This window comes from Pseudomonas sp. Pseusp11, from assembly GCF_047304405.1.
Taxonomy (GTDB): Bacteria; Pseudomonadota; Gammaproteobacteria; order Pseudomonadales; family Pseudomonadaceae; genus Aquipseudomonas.
On sequence record NZ_JBGLZF010000017.1, the window covers coordinates 114,194 to 137,332 of the forward strand.

General features: G+C 57.9%; 25 protein-coding genes and 1 pseudogene. 8 read left to right on the forward strand and 18 right to left on the reverse strand.

What is annotated here, in order from left to right:
- Positions 1-137: 137 nt before the first annotated feature.
- The 8 genes from ACCC96_RS16090 to ACCC96_RS16125 all read right to left on the reverse strand — a co-directional run bounded on the left by ACCC96_RS16090 (position 138) and on the right by ACCC96_RS16125 (position 8,150).
- Entirely contained in the window at positions 138-362 is a 225-nt protein-coding gene (locus ACCC96_RS16090; RefSeq protein WP_258672321.1) for a FitA-like ribbon-helix-helix domain-containing protein, read from the reverse strand.
- 67 nt (positions 363-429) lie between these two features.
- Complete coding sequence (locus tag ACCC96_RS16095) at positions 430-828, reverse strand: glyoxalase superfamily protein (RefSeq protein ID WP_413696302.1); 399 nt, start codon at positions 826-828, stop codon at positions 430-432.
- Positions 829-960: 132 nt separating this feature from the next.
- On the reverse strand, positions 961-2,418 hold the full coding sequence (locus ACCC96_RS16100) for an N-acyl-D-amino-acid deacylase family protein (protein WP_413696283.1): 1,458 nt from the start codon (positions 2,416-2,418) through the stop codon (positions 961-963).
- A gap of 1 nt (position 2,419) precedes the next feature.
- Entirely contained in the window at positions 2,420-3,280 is an 861-nt protein-coding gene (locus tag ACCC96_RS16105; RefSeq protein WP_413696284.1) for a MurR/RpiR family transcriptional regulator, read from the reverse strand.
- A gap of 15 nt (positions 3,281-3,295) precedes the next feature.
- Positions 3,296-4,645 carry a gluconate:H+ symporter gene (locus ACCC96_RS16110; RefSeq protein ID WP_413696285.1) on the reverse strand — a complete coding sequence of 450 codons (1,350 nt, stop codon included), beginning with the start codon at positions 4,643-4,645 and terminating at the stop codon, positions 3,296-3,298.
- Between the two features lie 215 nt (positions 4,646-4,860).
- Positions 4,861-6,306 (reverse strand): SulP family inorganic anion transporter, encoded by a 1,446-nt coding sequence (locus ACCC96_RS16115; RefSeq protein WP_413696286.1) that lies wholly within the window; start codon positions 6,304-6,306, stop codon positions 4,861-4,863.
- A 114-nt stretch (positions 6,307-6,420) separates the two neighbouring features.
- On the reverse strand, positions 6,421-7,332 hold the full coding sequence (locus ACCC96_RS16120; protein ID WP_018929425.1) for a LysR family transcriptional regulator: 912 nt from the start codon (positions 7,330-7,332) through the stop codon (positions 6,421-6,423).
- A 227-nt stretch (positions 7,333-7,559) separates the two neighbouring features.
- Positions 7,560-8,150, reverse strand: coding sequence for an NAD(P)H-dependent oxidoreductase (locus ACCC96_RS16125; RefSeq protein WP_019651022.1), 591 nt, complete (start codon positions 8,148-8,150; stop codon positions 7,560-7,562).
- 159 nt (positions 8,151-8,309) lie between these two features.
- Between ACCC96_RS16125 and ACCC96_RS16130 the strand changes: the two genes are divergently transcribed.
- Positions 8,310-8,624, forward strand: coding sequence for a putative quinol monooxygenase (locus ACCC96_RS16130; RefSeq protein WP_018929423.1), 315 nt, complete (start codon positions 8,310-8,312; stop codon positions 8,622-8,624).
- On the opposite strand, the gene ACCC96_RS16135 is transcribed toward ACCC96_RS16130, so the two are convergent.
- Complete coding sequence (locus ACCC96_RS16135; RefSeq protein WP_413696287.1) at positions 8,614-9,378, reverse strand: sulfite exporter TauE/SafE family protein; 765 nt, start codon at positions 9,376-9,378, stop codon at positions 8,614-8,616. The genes ACCC96_RS16130 and ACCC96_RS16135 overlap by 11 nt on opposite strands.
- A 200-nt stretch (positions 9,379-9,578) precedes the next feature.
- On the opposite strand from ACCC96_RS16135, the gene ACCC96_RS16140 reads away from it, so the two are divergent.
- The 4 genes from ACCC96_RS16140 to ACCC96_RS16155 all read left to right on the forward strand — a co-directional run bounded on the left by ACCC96_RS16140 (position 9,579) and on the right by ACCC96_RS16155 (position 11,972).
- On the forward strand, positions 9,579-10,463 hold the full coding sequence (locus tag ACCC96_RS16140; RefSeq protein ID WP_413696288.1) for a LysR substrate-binding domain-containing protein: 885 nt from the start codon (positions 9,579-9,581) through the stop codon (positions 10,461-10,463).
- Between the two features lie 45 nt (positions 10,464-10,508).
- Entirely contained in the window at positions 10,509-11,084 is a 576-nt protein-coding gene (locus ACCC96_RS16145; protein WP_413696289.1) for an NAD(P)H-dependent oxidoreductase, read from the forward strand.
- Positions 11,085-11,132: 48 nt separating this feature from the next.
- On the forward strand, positions 11,133-11,504 hold the full coding sequence (locus ACCC96_RS16150) for a MerR family transcriptional regulator (RefSeq protein ID WP_019651017.1): 372 nt from the start codon (positions 11,133-11,135) through the stop codon (positions 11,502-11,504).
- Between the two features lie 123 nt (positions 11,505-11,627).
- Positions 11,628-11,972 (forward strand): cupin domain-containing protein, encoded by a 345-nt coding sequence (locus tag ACCC96_RS16155; RefSeq protein WP_007900627.1) that lies wholly within the window; start codon positions 11,628-11,630, stop codon positions 11,970-11,972.
- Positions 11,973-12,066: 94 nt separating this feature from the next.
- On the opposite strand, the gene mmsB is transcribed toward ACCC96_RS16155, so the two are convergent.
- Both mmsB and ACCC96_RS16165 read right to left on the reverse strand, forming a co-directional pair.
- Positions 12,067-12,954, reverse strand: a complete 888-nt coding sequence (gene mmsB, locus ACCC96_RS16160; protein ID WP_019582621.1) for a 3-hydroxyisobutyrate dehydrogenase — start codon at positions 12,952-12,954, stop codon at positions 12,067-12,069.
- A 10-nt stretch (positions 12,955-12,964) separates the two neighbouring features.
- Positions 12,965-14,482, reverse strand: coding sequence for a CoA-acylating methylmalonate-semialdehyde dehydrogenase (locus ACCC96_RS16165; protein ID WP_413696290.1), 1,518 nt, complete (start codon positions 14,480-14,482; stop codon positions 12,965-12,967).
- A gap of 163 nt (positions 14,483-14,645) precedes the next feature.
- Here ACCC96_RS16165 and ACCC96_RS16170 point away from each other — a divergent pair, with 163 nt between their 5' ends.
- Complete coding sequence (locus tag ACCC96_RS16170) at positions 14,646-15,593, forward strand: LysR family transcriptional regulator (RefSeq protein WP_413696291.1); 948 nt, start codon at positions 14,646-14,648, stop codon at positions 15,591-15,593.
- Between the two features lie 280 nt (positions 15,594-15,873).
- Entirely contained in the window at positions 15,874-16,425 is a 552-nt protein-coding gene (locus ACCC96_RS16175) for a hypothetical protein (protein WP_413696292.1), read from the forward strand.
- A gap of 306 nt (positions 16,426-16,731) precedes the next feature.
- Here ACCC96_RS16175 and ACCC96_RS16180 read toward each other — a convergent pair whose 3' ends face one another.
- The 4 genes from ACCC96_RS16180 to ACCC96_RS16195 all read right to left on the reverse strand — a co-directional run bounded on the left by ACCC96_RS16180 (position 16,732) and on the right by ACCC96_RS16195 (position 20,304).
- Positions 16,732-17,829 carry a hypothetical protein gene (locus tag ACCC96_RS16180; RefSeq protein ID WP_413696293.1) on the reverse strand — a complete coding sequence of 366 codons (1,098 nt, stop codon included), beginning with the start codon at positions 17,827-17,829 and terminating at the stop codon, positions 16,732-16,734.
- A 123-nt stretch (positions 17,830-17,952) separates the two neighbouring features.
- Positions 17,953-18,171, reverse strand: a complete 219-nt coding sequence (locus tag ACCC96_RS16185; RefSeq protein ID WP_413696294.1) for a hypothetical protein — start codon at positions 18,169-18,171, stop codon at positions 17,953-17,955.
- Positions 18,172-18,305: 134 nt separating this feature from the next.
- Positions 18,306-19,133 carry a hypothetical protein gene (locus ACCC96_RS16190; protein ID WP_413696295.1) on the reverse strand — a complete coding sequence of 276 codons (828 nt, stop codon included), beginning with the start codon at positions 19,131-19,133 and terminating at the stop codon, positions 18,306-18,308.
- 412 nt (positions 19,134-19,545) lie between these two features.
- Positions 19,546-20,304 (reverse strand): hypothetical protein, encoded by a 759-nt coding sequence (locus tag ACCC96_RS16195; protein ID WP_413696296.1) that lies wholly within the window; start codon positions 20,302-20,304, stop codon positions 19,546-19,548.
- 284 nt (positions 20,305-20,588) lie between these two features.
- Here ACCC96_RS16195 and ACCC96_RS16200 point away from each other — a divergent pair.
- A pseudogene (locus ACCC96_RS16200) lies at positions 20,589-20,726 on the forward strand (LysR family transcriptional regulator); the annotation flags it as partial.
- Here ACCC96_RS16200 and ACCC96_RS16205 read toward each other — a convergent pair.
- The 3 genes from ACCC96_RS16205 to ACCC96_RS16215 are packed head-to-tail and all read right to left on the reverse strand — an operon-like array spanning position 20,723 to position 23,072.
- On the reverse strand, positions 20,723-21,226 hold the full coding sequence (locus ACCC96_RS16205) for an OmpA family protein (RefSeq protein ID WP_258672307.1): 504 nt from the start codon (positions 21,224-21,226) through the stop codon (positions 20,723-20,725). The pseudogene ACCC96_RS16200 and the gene ACCC96_RS16205 overlap by 4 nt on opposite strands.
- 5 nt (positions 21,227-21,231) lie before the next feature.
- Positions 21,232-22,500 (reverse strand): diguanylate cyclase domain-containing protein, encoded by a 1,269-nt coding sequence (locus ACCC96_RS16210; RefSeq protein ID WP_258672305.1) that lies wholly within the window; start codon positions 22,498-22,500, stop codon positions 21,232-21,234.
- Positions 22,497-23,072, reverse strand: a complete 576-nt coding sequence (locus ACCC96_RS16215) for a YfiR family protein (protein ID WP_019651014.1) — start codon at positions 23,070-23,072, stop codon at positions 22,497-22,499. The genes ACCC96_RS16210 and ACCC96_RS16215 overlap by 4 nt, the downstream gene beginning before the upstream one ends.
- Positions 23,073-23,139 lie beyond the last annotated feature (67 nt).

The window sequence follows — 23,139 nt, forward strand, 5'->3', positions numbered from 1 at the left end:
ACTTTGCGGTGAATGAAAGATCCATTCGCGGGCAAGCCTCGCTCCTACAGGTTACTCACTGAACCTGTGGGAGCGGGCTTGCCCGCGAATGCTTTTGAACAGACACAAGTTATTTCGGGTTAGCCCTTGCTTCGCATTCACTGCCCACTCTTGCGATGTGGCAGATCCAACACGATCCCGCCACTAGTTTTGAATCGGTTGTTGATTCGTGTCCCCAATCCATGAGCACCATCCATCTGATCGAGAGCGCGCCTCAGAATCAAGCGAGCCTCTTCCTCCATGGACCTGCCATTGCTGCGCGCGTTGTTGCGCAATTGCTCATAAATCTGCGGGTCAAGATTGCCAATGGTAAGGCTGGCCATAAGCGCCCTCTGTGCTCGCTGAATTGATCGGACGACACTATCACGGGTTAAGCTTTTTCCTGCTGCCTCAAACACTAATCGCATTGGTAAACACCAACCGATTGCCAAACGGATCGGCCACGGTCATGTCCTGACTGGCCCACGGCATCGCTTGGATTTGTGGGTGCGCAAACTTATATTCCTTGGCCAGCAATTGCTGCTGGAAAGCCTCCAGCTCATCGGTCTCGATGCGCAGGGCTGAGCCCGGTGTCGCGTCGCCATGGTGTTCGGAAAGATGCAGTACGCATTCGCCACGGGAGATTTGCAGGTACAGCGGGAGGTTCGCCTCGAAGCGGTGCTGCCAATCAATCTTGAACCCCAGAAACTCGACGTAGAACTCCAAAGCCTTGGTTTCATCGAAAATCCGCAGGATCGGGGTGGTTTTGCCGAAACTCATGGGGGTAACTCCCTGACTGAATGAGCCCAGTGTGGCTGGGCTGGATGTCAGCGCTTCGGCTTGGCGACGGCTTTCTTTAACTGCAATGTGCCACCATGAGACCTGGATCAAAAGATCGTCCGAACGCGGCCCGAACCTTTGGCAGCGTCTACGAAGGCGCGATCAATGAAACCCTTTACGCAAATCCCCCTCCCGCGCCAGAAATCGCCCTTCCCTTCTGCCGTTCGCCTGCCCGTCGCGATAACTCAAGACTCCGTTGATCCACACTCCATCAATCCCTTGCGCCGCCCGTTGTGGATCGTTGAAGTCGGCCACATCGCGAATCGTCGCAGGATCGAACAACACCAGATCCGCCCAATGCCCTTCACGAATCTCGCCACGTTCCTTCAAGCCAAAGCGTGCAGCCGACAACCCGGTCATCTTGTGCACGGCGGTGTGCAGCGGAAACAGGCCGACGTCGCGACTGAAATGTCCGAGCACTCGTGGGAACGCGCCCCACAAGCGTGGATGCGGAAACGGGTCTTCCGGCAAACCGTCGGAGCCGATCATCGACAGCGGATGCGCGAGGATGCTTCGTACATCGGCCTCGTCCATGCCGTAATACACCGCCCCCGCCGGTTGCAGTCGGCGGGCGGCTTCGAGCAGCGCAGTGCCCCACTCGGCAGCAATGTCCATCAGATCCCGCCCCCCCATTTCCGGGTGCGGCGTGGACCAGGTGATGGTGATGCGATGGGCGTCGGTGACTTGCTTGAGGTCCAGCGTCGAAGAACTCGCCGCGTAGGGATAACAATCGCAAGCTACCGGATGAGATTTCGCAGCCTCCTCAAGCGAGGCCAGCAGTTGCGGACTACGGCCCCAGTTACCGGCGCCGGCACATTTGAGGTGGGAAATGATCACCGGCGACTGTGCGTGACGTCCGATGCGGAACGCCTCGTCCATGGCCTCCAGCACCGGTTCGAATTCACTGCGTAAATGCGTGGTGTAAACCGCGCCGAATGCCGTCAACTCTTCGGTCAGTTGCATCACCTCTTCGGTGGAAGCCGAGAAGGCGCTGGCGTAGGCCAGGCCTGTGGATAAACCTAAGGCACCGGCTTCAAGGCTGTCGCGCAATTGCTCGCGCATCGCGCTGATTTCATCGGCGGTCGCGGTGCGATACAGATCATCCAGGTGATTGCTGCGCAACGCGGTGTGCCCCACCAGCGCGGCCACGTTCAGCGTGGTATTGGCCGCTTCGACGGCGGCGCGATAGTCGCTGAAGCGCGGATACACAAACGCAGCGGTGGTGCCGAGCAAGTTCATCGGGTCCGGCGGATCACCGCGCAAACTCACCGGCGATGCGCTGATCCCGCAATTGCCGACGATCACCGTGGTCACGCCCTGGCTGAGTTTTGGCAGCATCTGCGGCTGGCGAATCACCACCGTATCGTCGTGGGTATGCACATCGATGAAACCCGGCGCCAACACTCGGCCAGCGGCCTCGATTTCTTCGATGGCGCGAGCGTCGTGCAAATCGCCGATTCGCTCGATGCGGCCATTCAGAATCGCCACGTCAGCGGGGTAACCGGGGGTGTTGCTGCCATCGATAATCAGCGCATTGCGGATCAGCGTGTCGTACATCATGTCAGTCTCCCAGCGGCAAGCGATCGTCGCCGCCGCGGTAGTCGTCCAGGGCCAGTTTGATCCGCCGCAGACGTTCTTGATTGTCTTCAGGACTGGCCAGCGCCAGCTCGGTGGCGAGCACGTCGATGGCCAGCAACATGCCGTAGCGCGCCGCCGTGGGTTTGTAGATAAACGAGGTCTCGGCGCTTTGCAGCGGCAACAGCACATCGGCCAGTTGCGCCAATGGCGAGTCGGCACGGGTGATGGCGAGAATTCGTGCGCCGTAGCTGCGCGCCAGCTCCACTGCTTCGAGCAGTTCGGGCGTGATACCGGTTAGCGAGCAGGCGATGAGCGCGTGTTCGGCGCCGAGGCTGGCGGCGGTGACGCGCATCATCACCGGGTCGTGGCACACCGCAATCGGGTAGCCGAGGCGCACCAGGCGCACTTGCAGTTCATCGCTGCACAGGGTCGAGCAGCCGCCCATGCCGAAGGCGTGAATCATCCGCGCCTTGCCCAGCAATTTCACCGCATCGGCGAAGCGCGACTCATCGAACGCCGCCAGGTGCTGGCGCAAAGTCGACTCGATATCGCCAACGATCTGCCCGTAGAACGCCGACTGTTCGGGCGTGCCCGCCGGGTCGAGAAAGCGGCTGCCGACGCCGCTGGCCTGGGCCAGTTGCAGGCGCAAATCCCGCAGGTCGCGGCAACCGACCGTGCGGGCGAATCGCGACAGCGTGGCGGTGCTGACTTCCGCCCGCTGCGCCAACTCATCGAGGCTGGCGGACGCGGCAAATCCTACGTCGTCGAGCATCAGCCGAGCGATACGTCCTTCGCCGGCGCTGAAGGATTCCTGACGAGCGCGGATCTGATAGAGGATGTCCATGGCGGATGGCTCCGACTAAAGCAGGTGAGAAAGGCCAACGGTCAGGCCGAAGGCGACCACCGAGATCAGCGTCTCGAGCACTGTCCAGGTCTTGAAGGTCTGGGTGACGGTCATGTTGAAGTATTCCTTGATCAACCAGAAGCCGCCGTCGTTGACGTGGGAAAAGATAACCGACCCCGCCCCCGTCGCCAGCACCAACAACTCCGGATGCGGATAACCCAGACCAATGGCCACCGGCGCGACAATCCCCGAAGCGGTGGTCATGGCCACGGTGGCGGAACCGGTGGCGATGCGCATCAACGCGGCGAACAGCCAACCCATCAACAGCGGCGACAACTGGAATTCATCGGCCAGGCTGACGATCTGATTGGTGACGCCAGCGTCCACCAGAATCCGATTCAAGCCACCACCGGCACCAACCAGCAAGGTGATGCTGGCGGTCGGCGCCAGGCATTCATTGGTGAACTTGAGGATCGACTCGCGATTGAAGCCCTGGGCCAGGCCGAGGGTCCAGAAACTCAGCAAGGTCGCCAGCAGCAAGGCGATCACCGAGTTGCCGATGAACAGCAGGAACTGATTGAAACCGCTACCCGGCGTGGAGATCAGGTTGGCCCAGCCGCCGATCAACATCAGCGCCACCGGCAACAGAATGGTGGCCATGGTGACACCAAAACCCGGCAGGCTATCGCGCGGCTCACGCTCCAGGAACTGGCGTTCCAGGGGGTTATCGGCCGGCAGTTGAATGCGCGGCACGATGAATTTGGCGTACAGGGGACCGGCGATGATCGCGGTCGGAATACCGATCAGAATCGCGTAGAGCAAGGTCTGCCCCACCGACGCCTGATAAACCTGCACCGCCAGCATCGCCGCCGGGTGCGGCGGTACCAGCGCGTGGACCACCGAAAGCCCCGCAACCATCGGCAAACCAACCATCAGAATCGACACGCCCACCCGCCGCGCCACGGTGAATGCGATCGGCACCAGCAAGACAAATCCGACCTCGAAGAACAGCGGCAGCCCTACAAGAAAGGCGATACACACCATCGCCCAGTGGGCATTTTTCTCACCGAAACGGTCGATCAAGGTGCGCGCCACCTGCTCCGCACCGCCGGACTCGGCCATCATCTTGCCGAGCATCGTGCCCAGCGCCACCACCAGCGCAATGTGCCCCAGCGTCTTGCCAACCCCGGCCTCATACGCCCCCACCACACCCGACGGCGGCATCCCCGCCAACAGCGCCAGGCCGATAGACACCAGGGTGATCACAATGAAGGGATTGATCCGGTAACGGGCGATCAGAACGATCAGCGCAATGATGGCGATGGCGGCGTAAACCAACAGCCAATAGCCGAAGGAAAGCGTCATGCGGTACTCCTCGAAAGGGTCACGTCGAATGGGTTGTGAAACTCATAAATCATTTCGACGAGATACTTTCAAACTAAGTGAAAGTAATTTTCGTGGAGGGGTAAGGGATGTCGTGCAGAGGTATGGGAGATCGCGGGTTATGAAAATCGGATAGTGGAACTTTCATCCCCCTACGCTGATCAACGATCAGCGTCCGCTCTTGAGACGATCGCGCGTCAGTCGTGATGCTCGCTGGCGCGTTTGAGCAGTTTCTTGCAGCGTTCGGACAGGTGCAGTACGCGTAGCTGCTTGCCAGCCTTGGTGTAGCGCTCGCGCAATGTCTTCAGCGCGGCGATGGCCGAGTAGTCGACAAATCTCAGGTGGCGACAGTCGACGGTGACCACGGACGGATCATTGGCGGGATCGAACTGGTTGAGAAAAGGCGTCGTCGAGGCGAAGAACAACGTGCCGTGCAGGAGGTAGAGCTTGCTGCCGTCGGCTTCAACGTGACTGTCGGCATACAGCTCGCGAGCGTGTTGCCAGGCAAAGTTGAGCGCCGCAATGATGATCCCGCACAACACGGCGATGGCCAGATCGGTGAACACCGTAATCACCGTGACCGCGATGATCACCAAGACATCGTTCAGCGGCACCTTGTTCAGCACCCGCAGCGAAGCCCAGGCGAACGTCTGCTGCGACACCACGAACATCACCCCGACCAGTGCGGCCAGCGGGATGCGCTCGATCAGCGGCGAAAGGAACAGCACAAACAGCAGGATCATCCCCCCGGCCACCGCACCGGACAGCCGACCGCGACCGCCGGAGCTGAGGTTGATCACGGTTTGCCCGATCATCGCGCAGCCGCCCATGCCGCCGAACACACCAGAGACCACGTTGGCAGCGCCCAATGCCACGCACTCGCGATCCGGATAACCGCGACTCTCGGTGATCTCGTCGGTGAGGTTCAGGGTCAGCAGGGTTTCCAGCAAGCCGACCACCGCCATCAATATCGCGTAAGGGACGATGATGCGCAGGGTTTCCGGGCTCCAGGGGATGTCTGGCAGCGCAAAACCCGGCAAGCCACCGGCAATGTGCGCCATGTCGCCCAGGGTACGGGTCGGCAGGCCGAGCAGGTAAACCGCCAGCCCAACGCCCAGAATCGCCACCAGCGCCGGCGGCACGGCCCGCGTCAGGCGCGGCATCAGGTAGACGATCGCCATCGTCAGCACCACCAGCCCGATCATCATGTACAGCGGCGCACCACTCAACCAGGCCTCACCGCTCTTGAAGTGCTCCAACTGGGCCAGCGCAATGACAATCGCCAGACCGTTGACGAAGCCAAGCATCACCGGGTGCGGCACCATGCGCACCAACTTGCCCAGCCTCAACAGACCAAACGCCAGCATGATCAGCCCGCCCAGCAGCACCGTTGCCAGCAAGTACTGGACACCGTGCTGCACCACCAGCGCGACGATCACCACCGCCATCGAGCCGGCGGCACCAGACACCATCCCTGGCCGTCCGCCGAAGAGCGCAGTCAGGGTGCAGATGATGAAAGCGCCGTAAAGCCCCATCAATGGATTGAGGTGGGCCACCAGCGCGAAAGCGATACATTCGGGGAGCAGGGCGAAAGAGGTGGTGAGTCCGGCCAGGACATCGGCGCGCAGACGTTTGGGTTTCATGGCTTACCTAAAAATACAGGCGGGAAAAGAGGGACGCGGATGTTACGGAATTGACGGCGGGCGGGCCAGTGAATGGGCGGCCTGCTCGCAATGAACGATCACGCGGTCTGCGAATCAGCCCCTGAAATCGGCAATCGCATAAGCCGCCAATTTGCCCTGGATAAAGTCCAGAAAGCACTGGATCCGTAGGGCCAGTTGCGAGTTGCGGTAGTACACCGCGTTGATGGGTTGGCGATAACCGCTGTTGAACTCCGCCAGCAGCACCTGCAAGCGACCGGCGCGGATGTCGTCGATGGTCATGAAGTGCGACAGGCAGGCAATGCCTTGACCGGCCAGCGCCAGGTGCCTGATCGTCTCGCCACTCGACGCACTGATCGACGCTTGAATCGGCCAGCGGTCACCATGGACATAGCGCAGTGGCCATTGGTTGAGACCTTCGTTATGGGTAAAGCCCAGCAGCGTGTGCTCGCTCAAATCCTCGACAGCGCTCGGTACGCCGTGTTGTTCCAGATACGCTGTGCTTGCAACGATGTGCAGCGGGCTGCAACCCAGGGAGCGGGCGTGCAGGGTCGAGTCTGCCAGCGTGCCGATGCGGATGGCGATGTCGGTGCTTTGTTCGAGCAGGTCGATGATCAAATCGTTGCTGTTGAGTTCGAGCTGGATGTCCGGGTAGAGACGGCGGAACTCATCGATGTACGGCACGATGGCGTGCAGCATGAACGGCGACGCGGCGTTGATCCGCAGTCGCCCGGACGGGGTTTGCTGGCGTGAGGACAGGCGCTCTTCGAGCTCGTCCATCTGATCGAGAATCAGCTTGGCGTGCTCGAAGAAATATTTGCCCTCTTCGGTCAGGTCCATGCGCCGTGTGGTGCGATTGATCAGCGTGGTATCGAGCTTGGCCTCCAGCCGCGACAGCGTGCGGCTGACCGCCGACGGCGTTTGCCCGACTTGCTCAGCCGCAGCCGAAATCGACCCGCACTCAATCACGCAGACGAAAATCTGCAACTCATCGGATCTGGCTTTCACGTGTGTCCCTTATCGATAGTCCTGCACCGTTCTACTGTGGAGGGGCTTGTGTGGCGAGGGGGCTTGCCCCCGTTGGGGCGCAAAGCGGACCTAAAACCTGCAAACGCGTTGACTCAGGCAGTCCGCGATTACCAATATTACGACGGCTTCGCCGCCGAACGGGGGCAAGCCCCCTCGCCACACAAGCTCCCTCGCCATAGGTTCAGACTTTCGATAGTAGCCGAGCGTCATGCCTTAAGGCCAAACACCTCGGTCAAGTGCTGCTCATAACGCGCCACATCCGCTTCGATATTCGGGCGCTTCATCACATCGACGCACAAAAAGGTCGGCAAACCGGTCATGCCGAGGAAGGTGTTGGCCTTGTGGAACGGCAGGTACACCGCGTCCACGCCCTTGGCTTCGAAGAAGTCGGTCGAGTCGTCGAAGGCTTGCTGCGGTGCGTTCCAGGTCACCGACAGCATGTACTTTTTACCGTGCAACAAGCCGCCGCTGCCGTACTTCTGCGACGCGTCGGAGCGTGTGCGACCGTCGCTGGCGTAGAGGCTGCCGTGGCCCGCTGTGAAGACTTCATCGACGTACTTCTTGACCGTCCAGGGCGCGCCCATCCACCAGCCTGGCATCTGATAAATGATCACATCGGCCCAGAGGAATTTGGCGACTTCCTCGGCGACGTCGTAGCCCTCGTCGATGAACGTGGTTCTCACATCCACACCACCGCGATCCAGCACGCTCAACGCTGCTTCGTGCAGCGTCGTGTTGTAGCGACCATCGGAGTGGGCAAATTTTTTGCCGCCATTGAGCAACAGGACTTTTTTCATGAGAAATCTCGCAAGGTTGGAATCGATGGCGGCAGCCTAACGATCAGCCTCGCGCGGAATAAGCGCTCCATCCGCAAAATTCATTTGACCTATACGCACGAATCAACAAGCGATTGTTGCCATAAACTTGCGCCGATTCTGACTGTTTAGGAGATTCTGATGAGCGAGCTGCAAGGCTTCATCCTGCACGCCAAGACCCGCCCGGAAAAAGCCGAGGCCTTCGAAGCGTTCTTCCGTGCCTATGTCGAACCGAGTCGCGCCGAACCCGGTTGCATCGAGTACCACATGCTGCGCGACAAGCAGGACCCGACGCTGTTTATCTTCTACGAGATCTGGCAATCCCAGGCCCATCTGGACGTGCACTCGAACCTGCCCCATATGAAGCAGTTCCTCGACATGCGCATGGAATATCTGGAGCAGGATTTCGATATCCGCCCAATCGAGATGCTCAGCACATCATCCGCTAGCCGCTGATCAGCAAGTGGCCGCCGAGCACGCCGAGGCCGATGAAGAACACGCGCTTGAACAACACGGCGCTGATCCGCTGGCGCAGCCATTGCCCCAGCAACATGCCGAGCACCGCCGGGATCAGCGCCAGCAGCGACGCGCTCAACTCGCCACCGCCGAGGGCGCCGCGCCATAACAGGCCGGCGGCCAACGCGAGAGTCGAGACAGTGAACGACAGGCCTAGCGCCTGTACCAGTTCATCCTTGTTCAAGCCCAGCGCTTGCAGATAAGGCACCGCCGGAATCACGAAGACGCCGGTGGCCGAGGTGATGACGCCCGTCAGCACACCGCAGAGCGGACCGAGCCAACGCTCGGTGCGACCGCCGACGCGCAAGGTCGGCAGGAACAACCCGCTCAAGGCGTAAATCAACAGCGCCGCCCCCAGCCCCCGTACCACCCAATGTCCACCGGCCATGCCGATCCACACTGTGCCAGCACCAGTGCCAATGAAAATCGCCAGCAGCATCGGCCATAACCGGTTGAGCAACCCGCGCAAATGACCGCCGAATGCCAGTTGCCAGACGTTGGTCAGCGTCGCGGGAATGATCAACAACGCCGCAGCCTGCGACGGCGCCATAGCCAGGCCGAGCAGGCCCATGGCAATGGTCGGCAGGCCGAGGCCGATCACGCCTTTGATCATCCCGGCCAGCAGGAAGGTGGCGATAACCAATAAAGACAGGGCCAAGCCCAGATTTTGATAAAACGCGGCAAGTGTATTCATGGGGCTATCGTGGTCCCTGAAGGGCGCCTTGAAAATCTGCCATATACTGAGGCTGCCTCTTGCTTACCAAGAGGCAATGATCGTTCCCACGCTCTGCGTGGGAATGCAGCCCGTGACGCTCCGCGTCACTTGCCGAAGCGGACGCAGAGCGTCCAGCGAGGCATTCCCACGCAGAGCGTGGGAACGATCCGGGATTCTGTATGCACTTCGACCTCACCGACCTGCGCCTCTACTTGAATATCCTCGACACCGGCAACATCACCGCCGGTGCCGCCCGCAGCCATTTGTCGCTGGCGGCGGCGAGTGCACGAGTCCGCGCGATGGAAGCCTCACTGGGCATCGAGTTTCTTGAGCGAGGTCGCCGCGGTGTCAGCCCCACTCCGGCCGGCAAGGCCCTGGCGCAGCACGCCAGAGTTCTTCTGCAACAGGCCGAGCGCATGCAGCAGGACCTGATCGAATACGCCAAAGGCGTCAAAGGCCAGGTGCGGTTGCTGTGCAATACCACAGCGATCACCGAGTACCTGCCGGAATTGCTGGCGGACTTTTTGCGCGACCATCCGAACCTCGACATCGACCTGCAGGAACTGCCCAGCACACGCATCACCCACGCCTTGCGCCAGGGCGCGGCAGACCTGGGGATCGTGTCCGACGCCGTGGATACCGACGGCCTGCAAACCCGCTATTTCCGTGACGATCCGCTGGTGTTGATCCTGCCACTTGATCACCCCTTGGCCAACACCGGACCATTCAGCTTCAGCGCCACTTTGCACCACGATTACGTCGGCCTGAACGCCAACAGTGCCTTGGCCATTTACCTGGAAGAACAGGCCCTGCACAGCGGCTTGCGGATGCAGGTCCGCATCCGCGCCGATGGTTTCGAGGGCGTGATGCGCATGGTTGCCCGGGGGGCCGGGCTGGCGATCGTGCCCTTGGCGGCGGTGGAACGCTGGCCGGCTGAAACGCCGTTCAAAAACGTCGCACTGGAAGAGCCGTGGGCTCGCCGCAAACTATTGCTGTGCGCCCGGGACTTCACCGTACAGCCCCGTTATGCCCAGGCCTTGCTGAACGCCTTGACTCTCCCCTGAGGGGCAGACTTTACCCTTGAGGTTTCATCTTCAGGGACCGCTACGATGAGCAAACGAATTCTGGTAATTCTCGGTCATCCTTCGAGCAACAGTTTCTGCGGCGCACTGGCCGAACGCTACGCACAATCGGCGTTGCGTGCCGGGCATGAGGTGCGCCAGTTATTTCTGGGCAAACTGGATTTTGATCCGGTACTGCGTGAAGGGTATCAACAGGTTCAGCCACTGGAAGCCGACCTGCGCCGCGCTCAGGCGGACATTCTGTGGGCTGAGCACCTAACCCTGGTCTACCCGATCTGGTGGGGCGGCGTACCGGCGTTGCTCAAGGGCTTTTTCGATCGGGTGTTCCTGCCGGGTTTCGCCTTCAAGTACCGCGAAGGCAAAGCCTTCCCCGACAAACTCCTGCGCGGTCGCAGCGCACATTTACTGGTGACCATGGACACACCACCCTGGTATTACCGCTGGATCTACCGCATGCCCGGGCTGCACCAGATACGTAAAACCACCCTCGCCTTCTGCGGCATCGAACCCCGGCGCACACTCACGTTCGGCCCGATTCTCGGTGCAAGCGAGAGTCAGCGTGAGGCCTGGTTACGGCAAGCCCAGGCTATCGCCAGCCACTGAGTGTGCCGATAATGCGCCGGGTGTTACCACCGCAAAAAGGGACTTTTCATGTACATCGGCCAAGCCGCACAACGCTCCGGGACGACAATCAAGAGCATCCGTCATTACGAGTCGATCGGCTTGCTGCCTGCCGCTCAGCGGCAAGGCAGATACCGTGTCTACGACCAACAAAGCGTCGACCTGCTGATCCTCATCAAGTGCGCTCAACAATTGGGTTTCAGGCTCAAGGAATTACAGGCGATCTTTACCGGGCATCAAGGCCGGGCGATGCCCTGGTCATTGGCGCAGCAGGCCATCGATGCCAAGAAGCGTGAAATCAGCGAGAAGATCGCTGCACTCAGGCACCAACACGAGCAATTGGTCGAGTTCGAGAGCACCTTCCTGCAGGCCCGAATCGATTGTCCGCTGGAAAGTCTTTGAGGGTAGCGCGCGTTTCTGGACAGCTCGATGTCGAATACAGACAACTGAGCGGAGCATGGGCGCTATAGGGTGCGACTTCAGTTCTTCAGTACCACTTTCTATATTCCAAGGCCCGGAGTCCACATGACCGCACCGATTACCGTTCTTCGCGACACTCACCCGTTGCCCGTGCTCGACGCCTGCAAATGGGAAAAGCTCGAAGGCGATCCGCACACCGTCAACCTCAACGCGTACACCAGCGAAGATGGCAGCAAGATCATGGGCACCTGGATCTGCACGCCGGGCAAGTGGTATGTGGAATACGTGAAGTGGGAATACTGCCACTTCCAGGAAGGCTACTGCATCATCACCCCGGAAGGCATGGCGCCGATCCACCTGCGCGCCGGTGACATCTTCGTCATCGAACCGGGCATGAAAGGCACGTGGGAAGTGGTTGAAACCGTGCGTAAGTATTTCGTGTTTGCCTGATGCAAAAAACCGAGAGACCACCCGACGTGGTCTCTCGGTAAAGAGGCATGCATGAATCCTGTGGCGAGGGAGCTTGCTCCCTCGCCACAAACGCTTATTGGGGTTTGCGATAGCTGTTGATGATCGCCGAGAAGTCCTTGCCCCCTTCTCCACGCAGGCTCATCGCCTGATACAACTGCTGGGCCACCGCGCCGAGCACGACCGGTTGGTGCGCCTGACGTGCCGCCTCAGTGGCCAGCCCCAGATCCTTGAGCATCAGTTCAGCACCGAAACCGCCGGTATAACCGCGCGAGGCCGGCGCCGTTTCGACGATGCCCGGCCACGGGTTGTACATCTCAGAACTCCAGCAGCGCCCGGTTGAACTGTTGATGACGCCCGCCAGCACAGTTGTGTCGATACCCAAGGCGCTGCCCAGGGCCATGGCTTCGCTGACACCGACCATGGAAATCCCCAGCAGCAGGTTGTTGCAGATCTTGGCGATTTGCCCGGTGCCAACTTCGCCGCAATGGACGATGTTGCGGCCCATCTGCGCCAGCACCGGTTGCAGAGTGGCGAACAGTTCAGGCGTGGCACCGACCATGAAGGTCAGCGTCCCGGCCGCTGCACCGCCAGTGCCACCGGAAACCGGAGCATCGGCCATGGCCACGTCCTGCTTTGCGGCCGCCGCGGCAACATCTCGCGCCGTCTGCGGATCGATGGTGCTGCAATCCACCGCTGGCACGCCTTTGGCGATGCCCGCCAGCACACCGTCTTCACCCAGCCAGACACTGCGCACATGGGCCGCTGCCGGCAACATGGTGATCACCAGTTGCGCGTCTTTCGATGCTTCCTTCGGTGAAGTGCTGATGGTGCCGCCGAGTTGAGCCAGCTCGGCCAGCACGGTTTGATTGAGGTCAAACAGGTTCAGCGAATGGCCGGCCTTGATCAGGTTGCGCGCCATCGGCGCGCCCATGTTGCCGAGACCGATAAAAGCAATTTTCATGTCCGGCTCCTTAACGCAAGTGGATGGTGGTGTTCACACCGTGGTTGATGCTGTCGTCATCGAACCAACGCGCGGTGACGGTCTTGGTTTGAGTGTAGAACTGCACCACTTGCTTGCCATACGGACCGAGGTCGCCAAGTTTGGAACCACGGGAACCGGTGAAGCTGAAGAACGGCACCGGCACCGGAATCGGGATGTTGATGCCGACCTGGCCAACGTCGATTTCCGACTGGAATTTACGCGCCGCCGCACCGCTCTGAGTGAACAGACCCGTGCCGTTGCCGAACGGGTTGGCGTTGACCAGGGCGATGGCCTCATCGAGGGTGTCGACTTCCAGCACCACCAGCACTGGGCCGAAAATTTCCTGAGTGTAGATCTGCATCTCAGGGGTGACGCCAGAGAACAGAGTCGGACCGACAAAGTTGCCCTGTTCGTAGCCCGGAACAGTGATGTCGCGACCGTCCAGTTCCAGCTTGGCGCCTTCCTTGATACCGCTTTCGATCAGGTCGAGAATCCGCGCCTTGGCTCGTTTGGAAATCACCGGACCAACATCGGTGCCTGGTTCGCTGCCGGCATTGACCTTGAGTTTCTGCGCCAGCGCCTTGAGATCCGGCAGCCATTGTTTTGCAGCGCCCACCAGCACCACCACGGAAGTGGCCATGCAGCGTTGCCCGGCCGCACCGAAACCGGCGCCGACCAGTGCATTGAGCGCTTGCTCGCGGTTGGCATCAGGCAGCACAACGGCGTGGTTCTTGGCGCCCATCATCGATTGCACGCGCTTGCCGTGTTTGCCGGCCAGGTCGTAGACATGCGTGCCGACCGCGGTCGAACCGACAAACGAAACAGCCTTGATGTCCTTGTGGGTGCAAAGCGCATCGACCACATCCTTGCCACCATGAACAACGTTGAGCACACCCGGCGGAATGCCGGCTTCAATCGCCAGTTCCACCAACAGCATGGTCGACATCGGATCCTGCTCGGAAGGCTTGAGCACGAAGGTGTTGCCGCAGGCGATGGCCATCGGGAACATCCACAGCGGAATCATCGCCGGGAAGTTGAACGGGGTAATACCGGCGCAGACGCCGATCGGCTGACGCAGGGTGTAGGTATCGACACCGCCAGCGACGTTCTCGGCGAACTCGCCCATTTGCAGGCTGCCAATGGAGCAAGCGTGCTCGACCACTTCCAGGCCACGGAAGATATCGCCTTCAGCATCGGCGATGGTTTTGCCCTGCTCATTGCTGAGTACCACGGCAATACGCTTGGAGTGCTCGCGAATCAGCGCCTGAAGCTTGAGCATGATGCGCATCCGCGCGCCGATTGGCGTCAGCTTCCAGGTCTGAAAGGCGCGATGAGCGGCACTGATGGCGGCATCGACTTCAGCAGCGGTCGCAAACGGGACTTTGGCCAGCACTTGCTGGGTCGCCGGATTGACGATGTCGTGCCATTCGGTGGTCTGGGATTCGACCCACTCGCCATCGATCAATAACTTGACCTTTTGTACGGTGGTTTCTAGCGATGCGTTCATGTCGGGTCTCCGGGACGTTGTTCTTATTTAGAGAGCTATCTTGGGAGCCAAGGCGAGAAAGTCGCCTTGAGATGAGGCGTGTGTCGCGATTTGGTTGTCGGACTGTTTTTGGAGTATAGATGTGCAAACTTCTAATAAGAACGCACATAAAAGCCGGTCCATCATGCAAAAAAACATCACGTCTTTAGGCTCGTTGAACTGGGATGACCTCAAGTTTTTCCTCGAGGTTGCCCGCACACGCAAGGCCAGCACTGCGGCCAAACGCCTGGCGGTGGACTACACCACCGTGTCGCGGCGCATCAGTTCGCTCGAGGCCTCGTTGGGCACGCTGTTGTTCGAGAAGTCCCGCACCAGCGGTTTCGTCCTGACCGCTGAAGGCCAGCGCCTGCTGGGTTATGCCGAGTCGATCGAAAGCACCCTGCACATGGCCTGCGAGCAGGTTTCGGGCTCAGGCGTCGCACTGTCCGGGCATGTGCGCATGGGCTGTACCGAAGGGTTCGGCAGCTTTTTCATCACTCCGCAGCTGAGCCATTTCGTCGACGCCTACCCGGCGATCTCGGTGGACATCCTGCCGCTGCCGCACTTCATCAGCCTGTCCAAGCGCGAGGCAGACATCGTCATTGCGCTGGAGCGACCCGAACACGGCCCTTATGTCTGCTGCAAACTCTGTGACTATCGATTGCAGCTGTACGCGACCCAGGATTATCTGGACAAGCACCCACCGATCCGCCGCCCGGCAGATTTGAGCAAGCATCAATTCATCAGTTATGTGGACGATCTGGCGTTCAGCTCGGAGCTGCTGTACCTGGCGAATGTGCTGCCCGGTGCCAGTGCCAATCTGCGCAGCACCAGTGTGATCGCGCAGTTCGTGGCGGCGCAGCAAGGACGGTCACTGGCGATTCTGCCGTGCTTTTTGGCGGCTCAGGATCCGCGATTGCTGCCGGTGTTACCGCAAGAGATCACCATCACCCGGCAGTTCTGGATGTACTGCCGGGAGGACCTGCGCAAGCTCAAGCGGATTACCTTGTTGTGGGACTACATCCGCGAGGTGACGGAGCAGAATCAGAGTTTGTTGATGGGCGACAGCCGGGAGATGCTGTTCGCCGATTGACAGAGTTTCAAGGAATCAGGTGACCGCATCGTAACGAGGTCAGCAGGCCTTTGCCAAGGTTTTGTGTCAGGGGTTGATACGGGACTTGTAACACCTAAGAGCGCCTCAAAGTCCCTCATCAAGAGACGCGCATGTGCACGCGAACGCTCACGCGAGGGGGGGGCGTGGACATACCCGGATTGAGTTGGTCATTCAGAATTTTCTGGCAGATTCTCAAGGTGTCCTGCAAGCGCCTGCCTGGGTTCGGCCATACTCAAGCACTACGTCAAGGGAACCAATCATGAGCTGGGAAGAAATATTAAAACTGATGGGTGCTGCAATCTTCTCACTCGGCGGTGGCGGGGTCATTGTCTTCGCCCTCTCCTCTTGGTTAGGGAAGGTCTGGGCGGGCCGAATATTGGCGAACGAAACCCACCAGTTGACCATGGAGCTTGAAGCGGCGAAACGAGACCTCGACGTAATCAAAGAAAGCACTCTTCGATTTCAGAACGACAAAATACTGATTTACCGGGCGGTTATTGAAATAGTCGCAAGGCTTCTCTCAGCCCTCGATTCCCACGGAGAAGGAAGGTTGATCGCAGCCGAAGCAGGAGCACGCTTTGATGAGTTCAATGAGCAGCGAATGAAGGTTTACGGATATCTCGCCATGCTTGCGCCTCAGTCTGTGATGGATGCTCAGGACAACCTCATAGACCACCTACTAAAAATCAGTCATGGAACGGTGGTGTATGAATGGTCAGACGTTCGAGAGAAAGCCCTTGCGTTACTTAATGCCGTCCGTGAAGACATTGGGATTGGCAAAGACCCGATAACCTATAACGGTGATCTCTGAGTTTTTTCGAGGGATTTCCACCAAGCCCACAACGGTAAGCCAAACAGATTTCCCAAGGGAGTGAGGGTGAAATGCATCAGTAAGATGTATGTTCTGAAAAGACGCCACGTGGCTTTCCTAACGCTAGAGTCAGGAGTCTGAAGCCCACGTAGCTGATCAGGATGAAAGACGTTTCTCGAGAGCAAACGGATTGTCTCTTCGTGCCTAAGCCCTAAAAACTGTCGCTTGGTTATGTGGACCATCTGACAGGTCTGAAAATAGAAGTGCTCAATAGGGTCCGCAATTTAAGGGAATACCTACAGCGATCTAATCAACCATTTTCTCCAAACCTATCGGTAATTTCGAAAAATCCGCCACCCCCTTTGATTCAATCATACGCAGGAGACAGTAGCGAATAAGCCTTTCAAGCCCTTGGAAAGTTGGAGCTTTCTCCAAAGTTCGTGCATAGTCTTTATCAGGCACAACAGGCCGTCCGAACTGGATATCACCCCTTCCATTTGAAGTTCTAACCCACTGCCCAAATGACACGCCCGTGTGAACATATCGACTTCGAAGATCGTAAGCTGATTTGATATTCGACTCAATAGCATCCGATTTAAATTGGTTAAAATCGTGTGAAGACTCCGAACCCTCAAAAAAATCGCTGGCTAACAACTGAATTAACGAGCGTACAAATCTTTTTTTAACTGAAAGCATACGACCACGGAGATGACTTGCTATTTTTTTGCCCCCACCCAACCCATTTCTTATTGCTTCCAACATATTAATAGTTTCAGAGTCTAAAACCTCATCGTCGGTAAACTCAAAACAGCTGGACATTATTTCACCTGCAGTTATTAGGTTCAAGTACCCAATTTCCGGGTCGTGCTCAGCGCTTTGAAGTGCTTGGTGGTAAAACTTGCAAGCGGTTCTTATGATAGAAATCAGTTTCTCATCCGCAACTTCGCTAAACAAGAGCGGGCGGAAGACAGATATATTTTCCAGTCTCAAAGGAATGCCAAAACACTTTCTCGGCTGATGTGAATTGAATGAAAGTCGATGATTGCAAATGCCGTTATACAAATTCAAGTCTGGCGTATGAAAAAAACCTGACCCTTCAATAAGGCCATGACAGTCAAATCGCTTGCCGAACAAAACGGACAGATAGGAGCACATGACATCACCAATCGGTGAATAATCTGGAACAACTACTCCTGGCGCCTTTACATAAGGTTGCGTTTTAAAGGAGACAATGAAAGCGCTTCGCGAAGCCGGATTTTCTTCCTCTCTTATGGAGCTTAGCGGACTGGCAAATCCACCCCAAGCGTGAGCAATAAGAAGGTCGGGGCTCTCGTACTCTCCTACAAATCTACTTGTTGTTGAAATGAGAATTTTTTGAATCGTTTCATCCGGTCTTAGAGACATCGAATATTCCTTGTACCCTACGTTGTACTGTAACCGTGGACACTTAGGAGCTTAGTTGTCGCTGTCGATGACTGCGGTCAAGCGGCGAACCAACAGGTACCTCTAACCCCTGAAGTTCAGTGGTTAGGACTGCCTCAGCCGCAGAATGGCGTCAGTGATCCCTTGAGCATTCGAATCCAGCGTTTCCATGGCCCCTGTTGCGTTAGCAGCAACACTCCCGCCTCCATTCTCAGAGAGCCACATGGTGATCTCTTCAATGGCGGCACAGATGGCGTGCTGGTTATGCAGGATAAGCGTGAGAGTGTCTGCTGCCGCGATGTTGGCTTCGGGGTTGTCTGACATGGCTATCGTCCTTGAGTGATGGTTCGGGAAGCCTAGATCATCTCGCCGCTGGTTGGGACTTCAAGGGCAAAGTGCGTCTGAGAAATGCCAAGGGATTTTGGTGCTGCTCAGCGGCTCGATTTGGTTTTCCGAGGTTAAGGTTGAGGCTGTTTCTTCAGTGCGTCACGCTTGATGGGTTGGATGCAGTAGCACGTCGCGGTTCCCATCTTCACCCCACCTTTAAGTTGCAATGTCGATAGTCCCATCTCTTTCACAGTCTTCATAAAGTGAGATGAGTTCTTGTCATTCATCCTGATCATTTCGTTGGCGAAGGTTTCTATTTTGTCACTTGATGCGTAGATCAATGACATGTTTTGTGGCAGCAGATGACTGCCGTAGTAAGGATTCGTTCTGGCGTTGATCGCGACGTGGTCCGCCAACTCACTGTCAACAATCACGCCCACACGCTTTGTGCGGAGATACGGGGTATTGATGTGTACTGTAGCTACCAGATGCCAGCCTAGGCGCTCTGCGTTGCCCTCATCACCTGAGTCAAGAATGAGGTAGCTTGCAAGATGCTGGTACGGCACTTCATCTTTCAGTGCGGCTAGCGGATCAATGATGCAGCAAATGAAACATGCACTCACCTTGAAGCCATCGATTCGACTCACCTCTGTGTTGGTGTCTACTGCTACTAGGTAGTCAAACTTCTTACGCAACTGCTCAAGAAAGGTTTCCCCCAGTGCAGCAAAACCGTCTGTGGGTGAAGAGAACAACACCTTGTCGTCTTTTCCGTTCTCGCGAGCGTGGGATATCTGGGTGCGTAACGAGGTTGGGTCGAGTTCCAAGATGTTCGGGATGCCTGTGATGGGGTCAATTGTAAAAGTCAGACTCGACACCACGCCAGCAGCTTGGCCGATTACAAAGTGATCCCGTGGGATCTTTGGATCTTGATTGCGTTTTCCCTTCTTCCTATTGGACATCCATATCACCTCACTGCGGAGTCTGGAGTGTACTGGATAAATCTTTATGTCTTTCGAGGTTAGGGTCGCACCACGTCTTCCACAGCATCCGCATGACAGCAATTACTCAGCTAGTAAGGGCTAGTATTGCGGGCACGATCATTGCTGAACTCGTTGTTCACGAGACTGGCACTGTGACCTATGACGTGTATAGCCAAGGAGCGTCGGCAGTGCAGAAACTGGAAGCCATTTCGCCGTGGAAGGCAGGCCCCCATCGCAGACTGATTGAACATCGCCCCCGAGCTATATGGTGTGCGCGCATACAGTATATGGTGCGTGCGTGATGGAAGACGATTTGATTGGTGCCACTGACTGACAGTGCCTATGGGTTCGCACTGGTGTAGAAGCATCTCCGCGAGTGGGTATTCCCAACTCAAAGCCCGTGTTCACTGCGTTTGTTCTTGATCGACTTTCCTTCACCTACCTCGTTGATGTGTATAGCGGTGATACCTGAAGCAAGGGCCTGCACGTCACTTACCGTCAACTGTGAGATTTCATTGAGGCGCCCGCCAGTGATGGCACCAAGGCTCAATAGCCAGCGCTTCCATGATGACTCAGGGAGCGTGTTGGAATAAGCCACCAGCATGCACACCTGATCCTGTGTGAACGCCTTACGGCTCGACTCAAGGCCCTTAGTGAGCTTCAGTTTCTTATCGTATGACTTGGATATGTGACCGTTTTCAACTGACCATGCGAGGACAGCCGATAGCTTCACGATCAGCTTATTGACCGTTGAGGGCATGCGACCATCTCCAAGACGATCACGCAGCGCGACGAGGTCAGCCCGTGAATGAGTCCGCATATCTAGTTCACCAAGGGCCGCAGAGATGGTGCCGTGGCAAATCTTGGTTTCCTTCAGGGTCGATGCCTTCTGATCTTGCCCACGGTCGACCAAGTAGAGCGATGAAAGGGCCTCAAAGGTCACTGCTGGGGCGATTACAGATAGGGATAGCGAAGCGCTCTTTGCGGACTTGGGGTAACTGAGCGAGCCGCCCACAGGGCCAGTGTTGCTGTCATGCAGACCACCCCACACCTGCGTAACGTCGCCATCACGTCCAAACTCAAACAGCTCCGCTGAGGCCAAACGGAAATGCTCTTTCAGCTTCCCCCTAGAGGCTTCTGGGTTTGCCAAATGGAACGTCCTGACAGCCCCCGCGAGCTGTTCTGAAGCGTCTAATGCGTCACGCCTATTGCTGGTCTTAAGGGAAACCGAAGCGTACTCAGTGGTGCTGCCAGTAGCCCTGAGGCGTATGTAGTAAATGCCGTTGCGTCTGTAGAGATACGGTTTAGCGAGTCTCGTGGTGGGTCTCGAAGAACCTACAAGAATTGGTACAGGACTTGTAACAGCAGAGCATTCTAAAAAGCGATTCATAAAGGTTTAACCCCGTAAACATTGGGAAAAACCTGAGTTCCTTGAAGTTCTGGATGTACTGCCGGGAGGACCTGCGCAAACTCAAGCGGATCACCTTGTTGTGGGATTACATCCGTACCGTCACCGAGCAGAATCATGCGCTGTTGATGGGGGAAAGCCGGGAGATGGTGTTCGCCGATTAATCGGCACTCACCACGATCGACACCCGGCGGTTCTCGGTGCGCCCGGCCGCGGTGGCGTTGGAGGCGACGGGCTTGCTGCTGCCCAGGCCGCGTAGCTGGATGTTTTGTTCTTTTATGCCGACAGCGGCCAAGACATCGCCGACGCTTTTCGCGCGACGCAGGGAAAGCTGTTCGTTATAGGACTCTTTGCCCGAGGCATCGGTGTGACCGTCGACCCGCACGCGCTCGATTCCCACACTCAACAATGCCTTGCCAATACGCTCGACGATCTCGGTACTGCTGGGGTTGAGGTGTTCGACATCACTGCCGAACAGCACTTTGTCGGACAGGCCGAACGACCAGCCATCGTCAGTCATCTCGAAACCTTGCTGCTTGAGCACAGCGATCTGCTCCGGGGTCAGTCCTTTCTGCGGTGTCGTCTGGCAACCGGTCAATGCCAGCAGGGTCATGAATAAGGTCATCGTAAAAAATCGCAGAGAACGCTGAGTGAATGTGAACACAGAAATTAGCTCCTGGTTTGAACATCGGCGACAGAGTGCTCCGACCCTGCCGTGTGGTGAGCGCCTCGGGAAAGGCGTTTGGCCTGATACATCGCGGCATCTGCAGCATCGAGCAGCGCACCGGGCGTAAGCCCATGATCCGGGTACACGGCGATGCCGATGCTGAGTGAAGTCAACACCTGGGTACCGCCCGGCAACGGGATTGGCGCGTCCATACTGGCAATGATTTTGTCAGCAATCCGTTCGGCGTCTTCTATCTTGTGCAGCGGCGTCAACAGCACGGCAAACTCATCGCCGCCCAGACGCGCAACCAGATCCTCTTCACGCAACTGCGCACGAACCCGGGTCGCCACGGCGATGAGCACTGCATCACCGGCAGCGTGACCGAAGTTGTCGTTGATCTCCTTGAACCGGTCGCTGTCGAGAAACAGCACGGCCACTCCCTCATCCAGCTTGCCGGCATTGCGCAAGGCGCGCATCAGGCGGCCTTCGAAAAACGCCCGATTCGGCAACCCGGTAAGGCTGTCATGGCTGGCCTGGTGGGCCAGGGTTTCGTTTTCGCTTTGCAGATGGGTCTGCCAGGACTCGAGCTCGTCGAGCAAGGCATTGAAGTCGTTGCCCAGGTTGTCGAGTTCGGCAATGTCGGCGGGCGGTACGCGCCGGTCGAAGGCCCGTTCGCTACGGGCGGCGTGAGCCACGGCAGCCAGGCTGCGCAACGGGCCGGTGATCCCTCGCAATTGCCGACGCGCTAGATAAAGCGCTACCCAGGCACTGACAGCGGTACACAAGACGATTCCGACCAGACCGCTGAGCAAAAAGCGCATCAGGCTGCCGCCGTGACCGATGAGCAAGATGCTGCCGATTTCCCGACCTTGATGAGTGATCGGCATGCTGATGGGTTTTTCCAGAATCGTTCGGGCGATCTGCATTTCAAGATCGGAGAGCCACCCCGTTTCCGGTCGTTGCCAACGTGCGAGCAACTCGCCTTGCTCGTCCATCACTTGCGCATCAGCCACTTCTTCAGTGGAGGCGATCAATGCCAGCGCTTCGGTGGCGGCGGCCTTGTCGTTGAACACCACCGCGGCTTCCACGGTGTAGTTGATCGAACGGGCAATCAGATGCAGGTTGTGATCGGCATAGACCCGCAAAGCCAGAACACCCAGCAGAGTCAATGAAACACTGGCCATGGCCACGCCCACCAGGGCGACAATCAAATGTCCACGGCCGATAACCGACCCCAGGGTCGGACGTATACGAGGTTTGAATAGACTCATGGCGCCGCCGGCTTGCGGCGCGACAGTTGCAGCACACTGGGGTGAATGCGTACACCGCTGCGAGCGACCGAGTCGAGGTTGACCTCGAAGGACACCTGTTCATCACCGACCCGCAGGCAGAACAGGCTGCCGACGGTGCACTGATCGCCGCCTTCGCTGATGCTCACCACCGGGCGTCCCATCAACGAGGCGAATAGCCGACTGCGTTCATCGCCTGTCAGCTTGCCGATGTACACCGCATCGCATTCACTGGCGATGGCCGGGTTATCGGCCAGCAACCGTCGTACAGTAACTGGTCGTCCCGTGGCTTGTGTGGTGCCTTTGACCAGGTCGTCGGTGTATTCAGTGGGGCCGACCACGCACAGGCGCAGTTGTTGGGGCTCAACAGGCCATCGGGCATAACTGAGGATCCCGAGTACCACCTGAGTGACCGACCTGGCACGTTGGTCGGCTTTGCTCACGATAGTTTCCGACTCAGCACAGGCAACGCCCGTCAACAAACAGAGGAGGCCGGCAAGCAGCACTTGTTTGCAGCCAACGACGCGCCCTGTCGCCCAGACAGCCAACTTCATGCAGGAATTCTCTACGATCGCAACAAAATGATGCCGCAACGATAGCACAGCACCGAAACACCAGCGA

Coding starts and splice junctions, on each gene's coding strand:
- ACCC96_RS16090 (WP_258672321.1), bottom strand. CDS start 362: ATGGCCAGCCTTACCATTGGCAATCTTGACCCGCAGATTTATGAGCAA.
- ACCC96_RS16100 (WP_413696283.1), bottom strand. CDS start 2,418: ATGATGTACGACACGCTGATCCGCAATGCGCTGATTATCGATGGCAGC.
- ACCC96_RS16105 (WP_413696284.1), bottom strand. CDS start 3,280: ATGGACATCCTCTATCAGATCCGCGCTCGTCAGGAATCCTTCAGCGCC.
- ACCC96_RS16110 (WP_413696285.1), bottom strand. CDS start 4,645: ATGACGCTTTCCTTCGGCTATTGGCTGTTGGTTTACGCCGCCATCGCC.
- ACCC96_RS16115 (WP_413696286.1), bottom strand. CDS start 6,306: ATGAAACCCAAACGTCTGCGCGCCGATGTCCTGGCCGGACTCACCACC.
- ACCC96_RS16125 (WP_019651022.1), bottom strand. CDS start 8,150: ATGAAAAAAGTCCTGTTGCTCAATGGCGGCAAAAAATTTGCCCACTCC.
- ACCC96_RS16130 (WP_018929423.1), top strand. CDS start 8,310: ATGAGCGAGCTGCAAGGCTTCATCCTGCACGCCAAGACCCGCCCGGAA.
- ACCC96_RS16135 (WP_413696287.1), bottom strand. CDS start 9,378: ATGAATACACTTGCCGCGTTTTATCAAAATCTGGGCTTGGCCCTGTCT.
- ACCC96_RS16140 (WP_413696288.1), top strand. CDS start 9,579: ATGCACTTCGACCTCACCGACCTGCGCCTCTACTTGAATATCCTCGAC.
- ACCC96_RS16145 (WP_413696289.1), top strand. CDS start 10,509: ATGAGCAAACGAATTCTGGTAATTCTCGGTCATCCTTCGAGCAACAGT.
- ACCC96_RS16150 (WP_019651017.1), top strand. CDS start 11,133: ATGTACATCGGCCAAGCCGCACAACGCTCCGGGACGACAATCAAGAGC.
- ACCC96_RS16155 (WP_007900627.1), top strand. CDS start 11,628: ATGACCGCACCGATTACCGTTCTTCGCGACACTCACCCGTTGCCCGTG.
- mmsB (WP_019582621.1), bottom strand. CDS start 12,954: ATGAAAATTGCTTTTATCGGTCTCGGCAACATGGGCGCGCCGATGGCG.
- ACCC96_RS16165 (WP_413696290.1), bottom strand. CDS start 14,482: ATGAACGCATCGCTAGAAACCACCGTACAAAAGGTCAAGTTATTGATC.
- ACCC96_RS16170 (WP_413696291.1), top strand. CDS start 14,646: ATGCAAAAAAACATCACGTCTTTAGGCTCGTTGAACTGGGATGACCTC.
- ACCC96_RS16175 (WP_413696292.1), top strand. CDS start 15,874: ATGAGCTGGGAAGAAATATTAAAACTGATGGGTGCTGCAATCTTCTCA.
- ACCC96_RS16180 (WP_413696293.1), bottom strand. CDS start 17,829: ATGTCTCTAAGACCGGATGAAACGATTCAAAAAATTCTCATTTCAACA.
- ACCC96_RS16185 (WP_413696294.1), bottom strand. CDS start 18,171: ATGTCAGACAACCCCGAAGCCAACATCGCGGCAGCAGACACTCTCACG.
- ACCC96_RS16190 (WP_413696295.1), bottom strand. CDS start 19,133: ATGTCCAATAGGAAGAAGGGAAAACGCAATCAAGATCCAAAGATCCCA.
- ACCC96_RS16210 (WP_258672305.1), bottom strand. CDS start 22,500: ATGAGTCTATTCAAACCTCGTATACGTCCGACCCTGGGGTCGGTTATC.
- ACCC96_RS16215 (WP_019651014.1), bottom strand. CDS start 23,072: ATGAAGTTGGCTGTCTGGGCGACAGGGCGCGTCGTTGGCTGCAAACAA.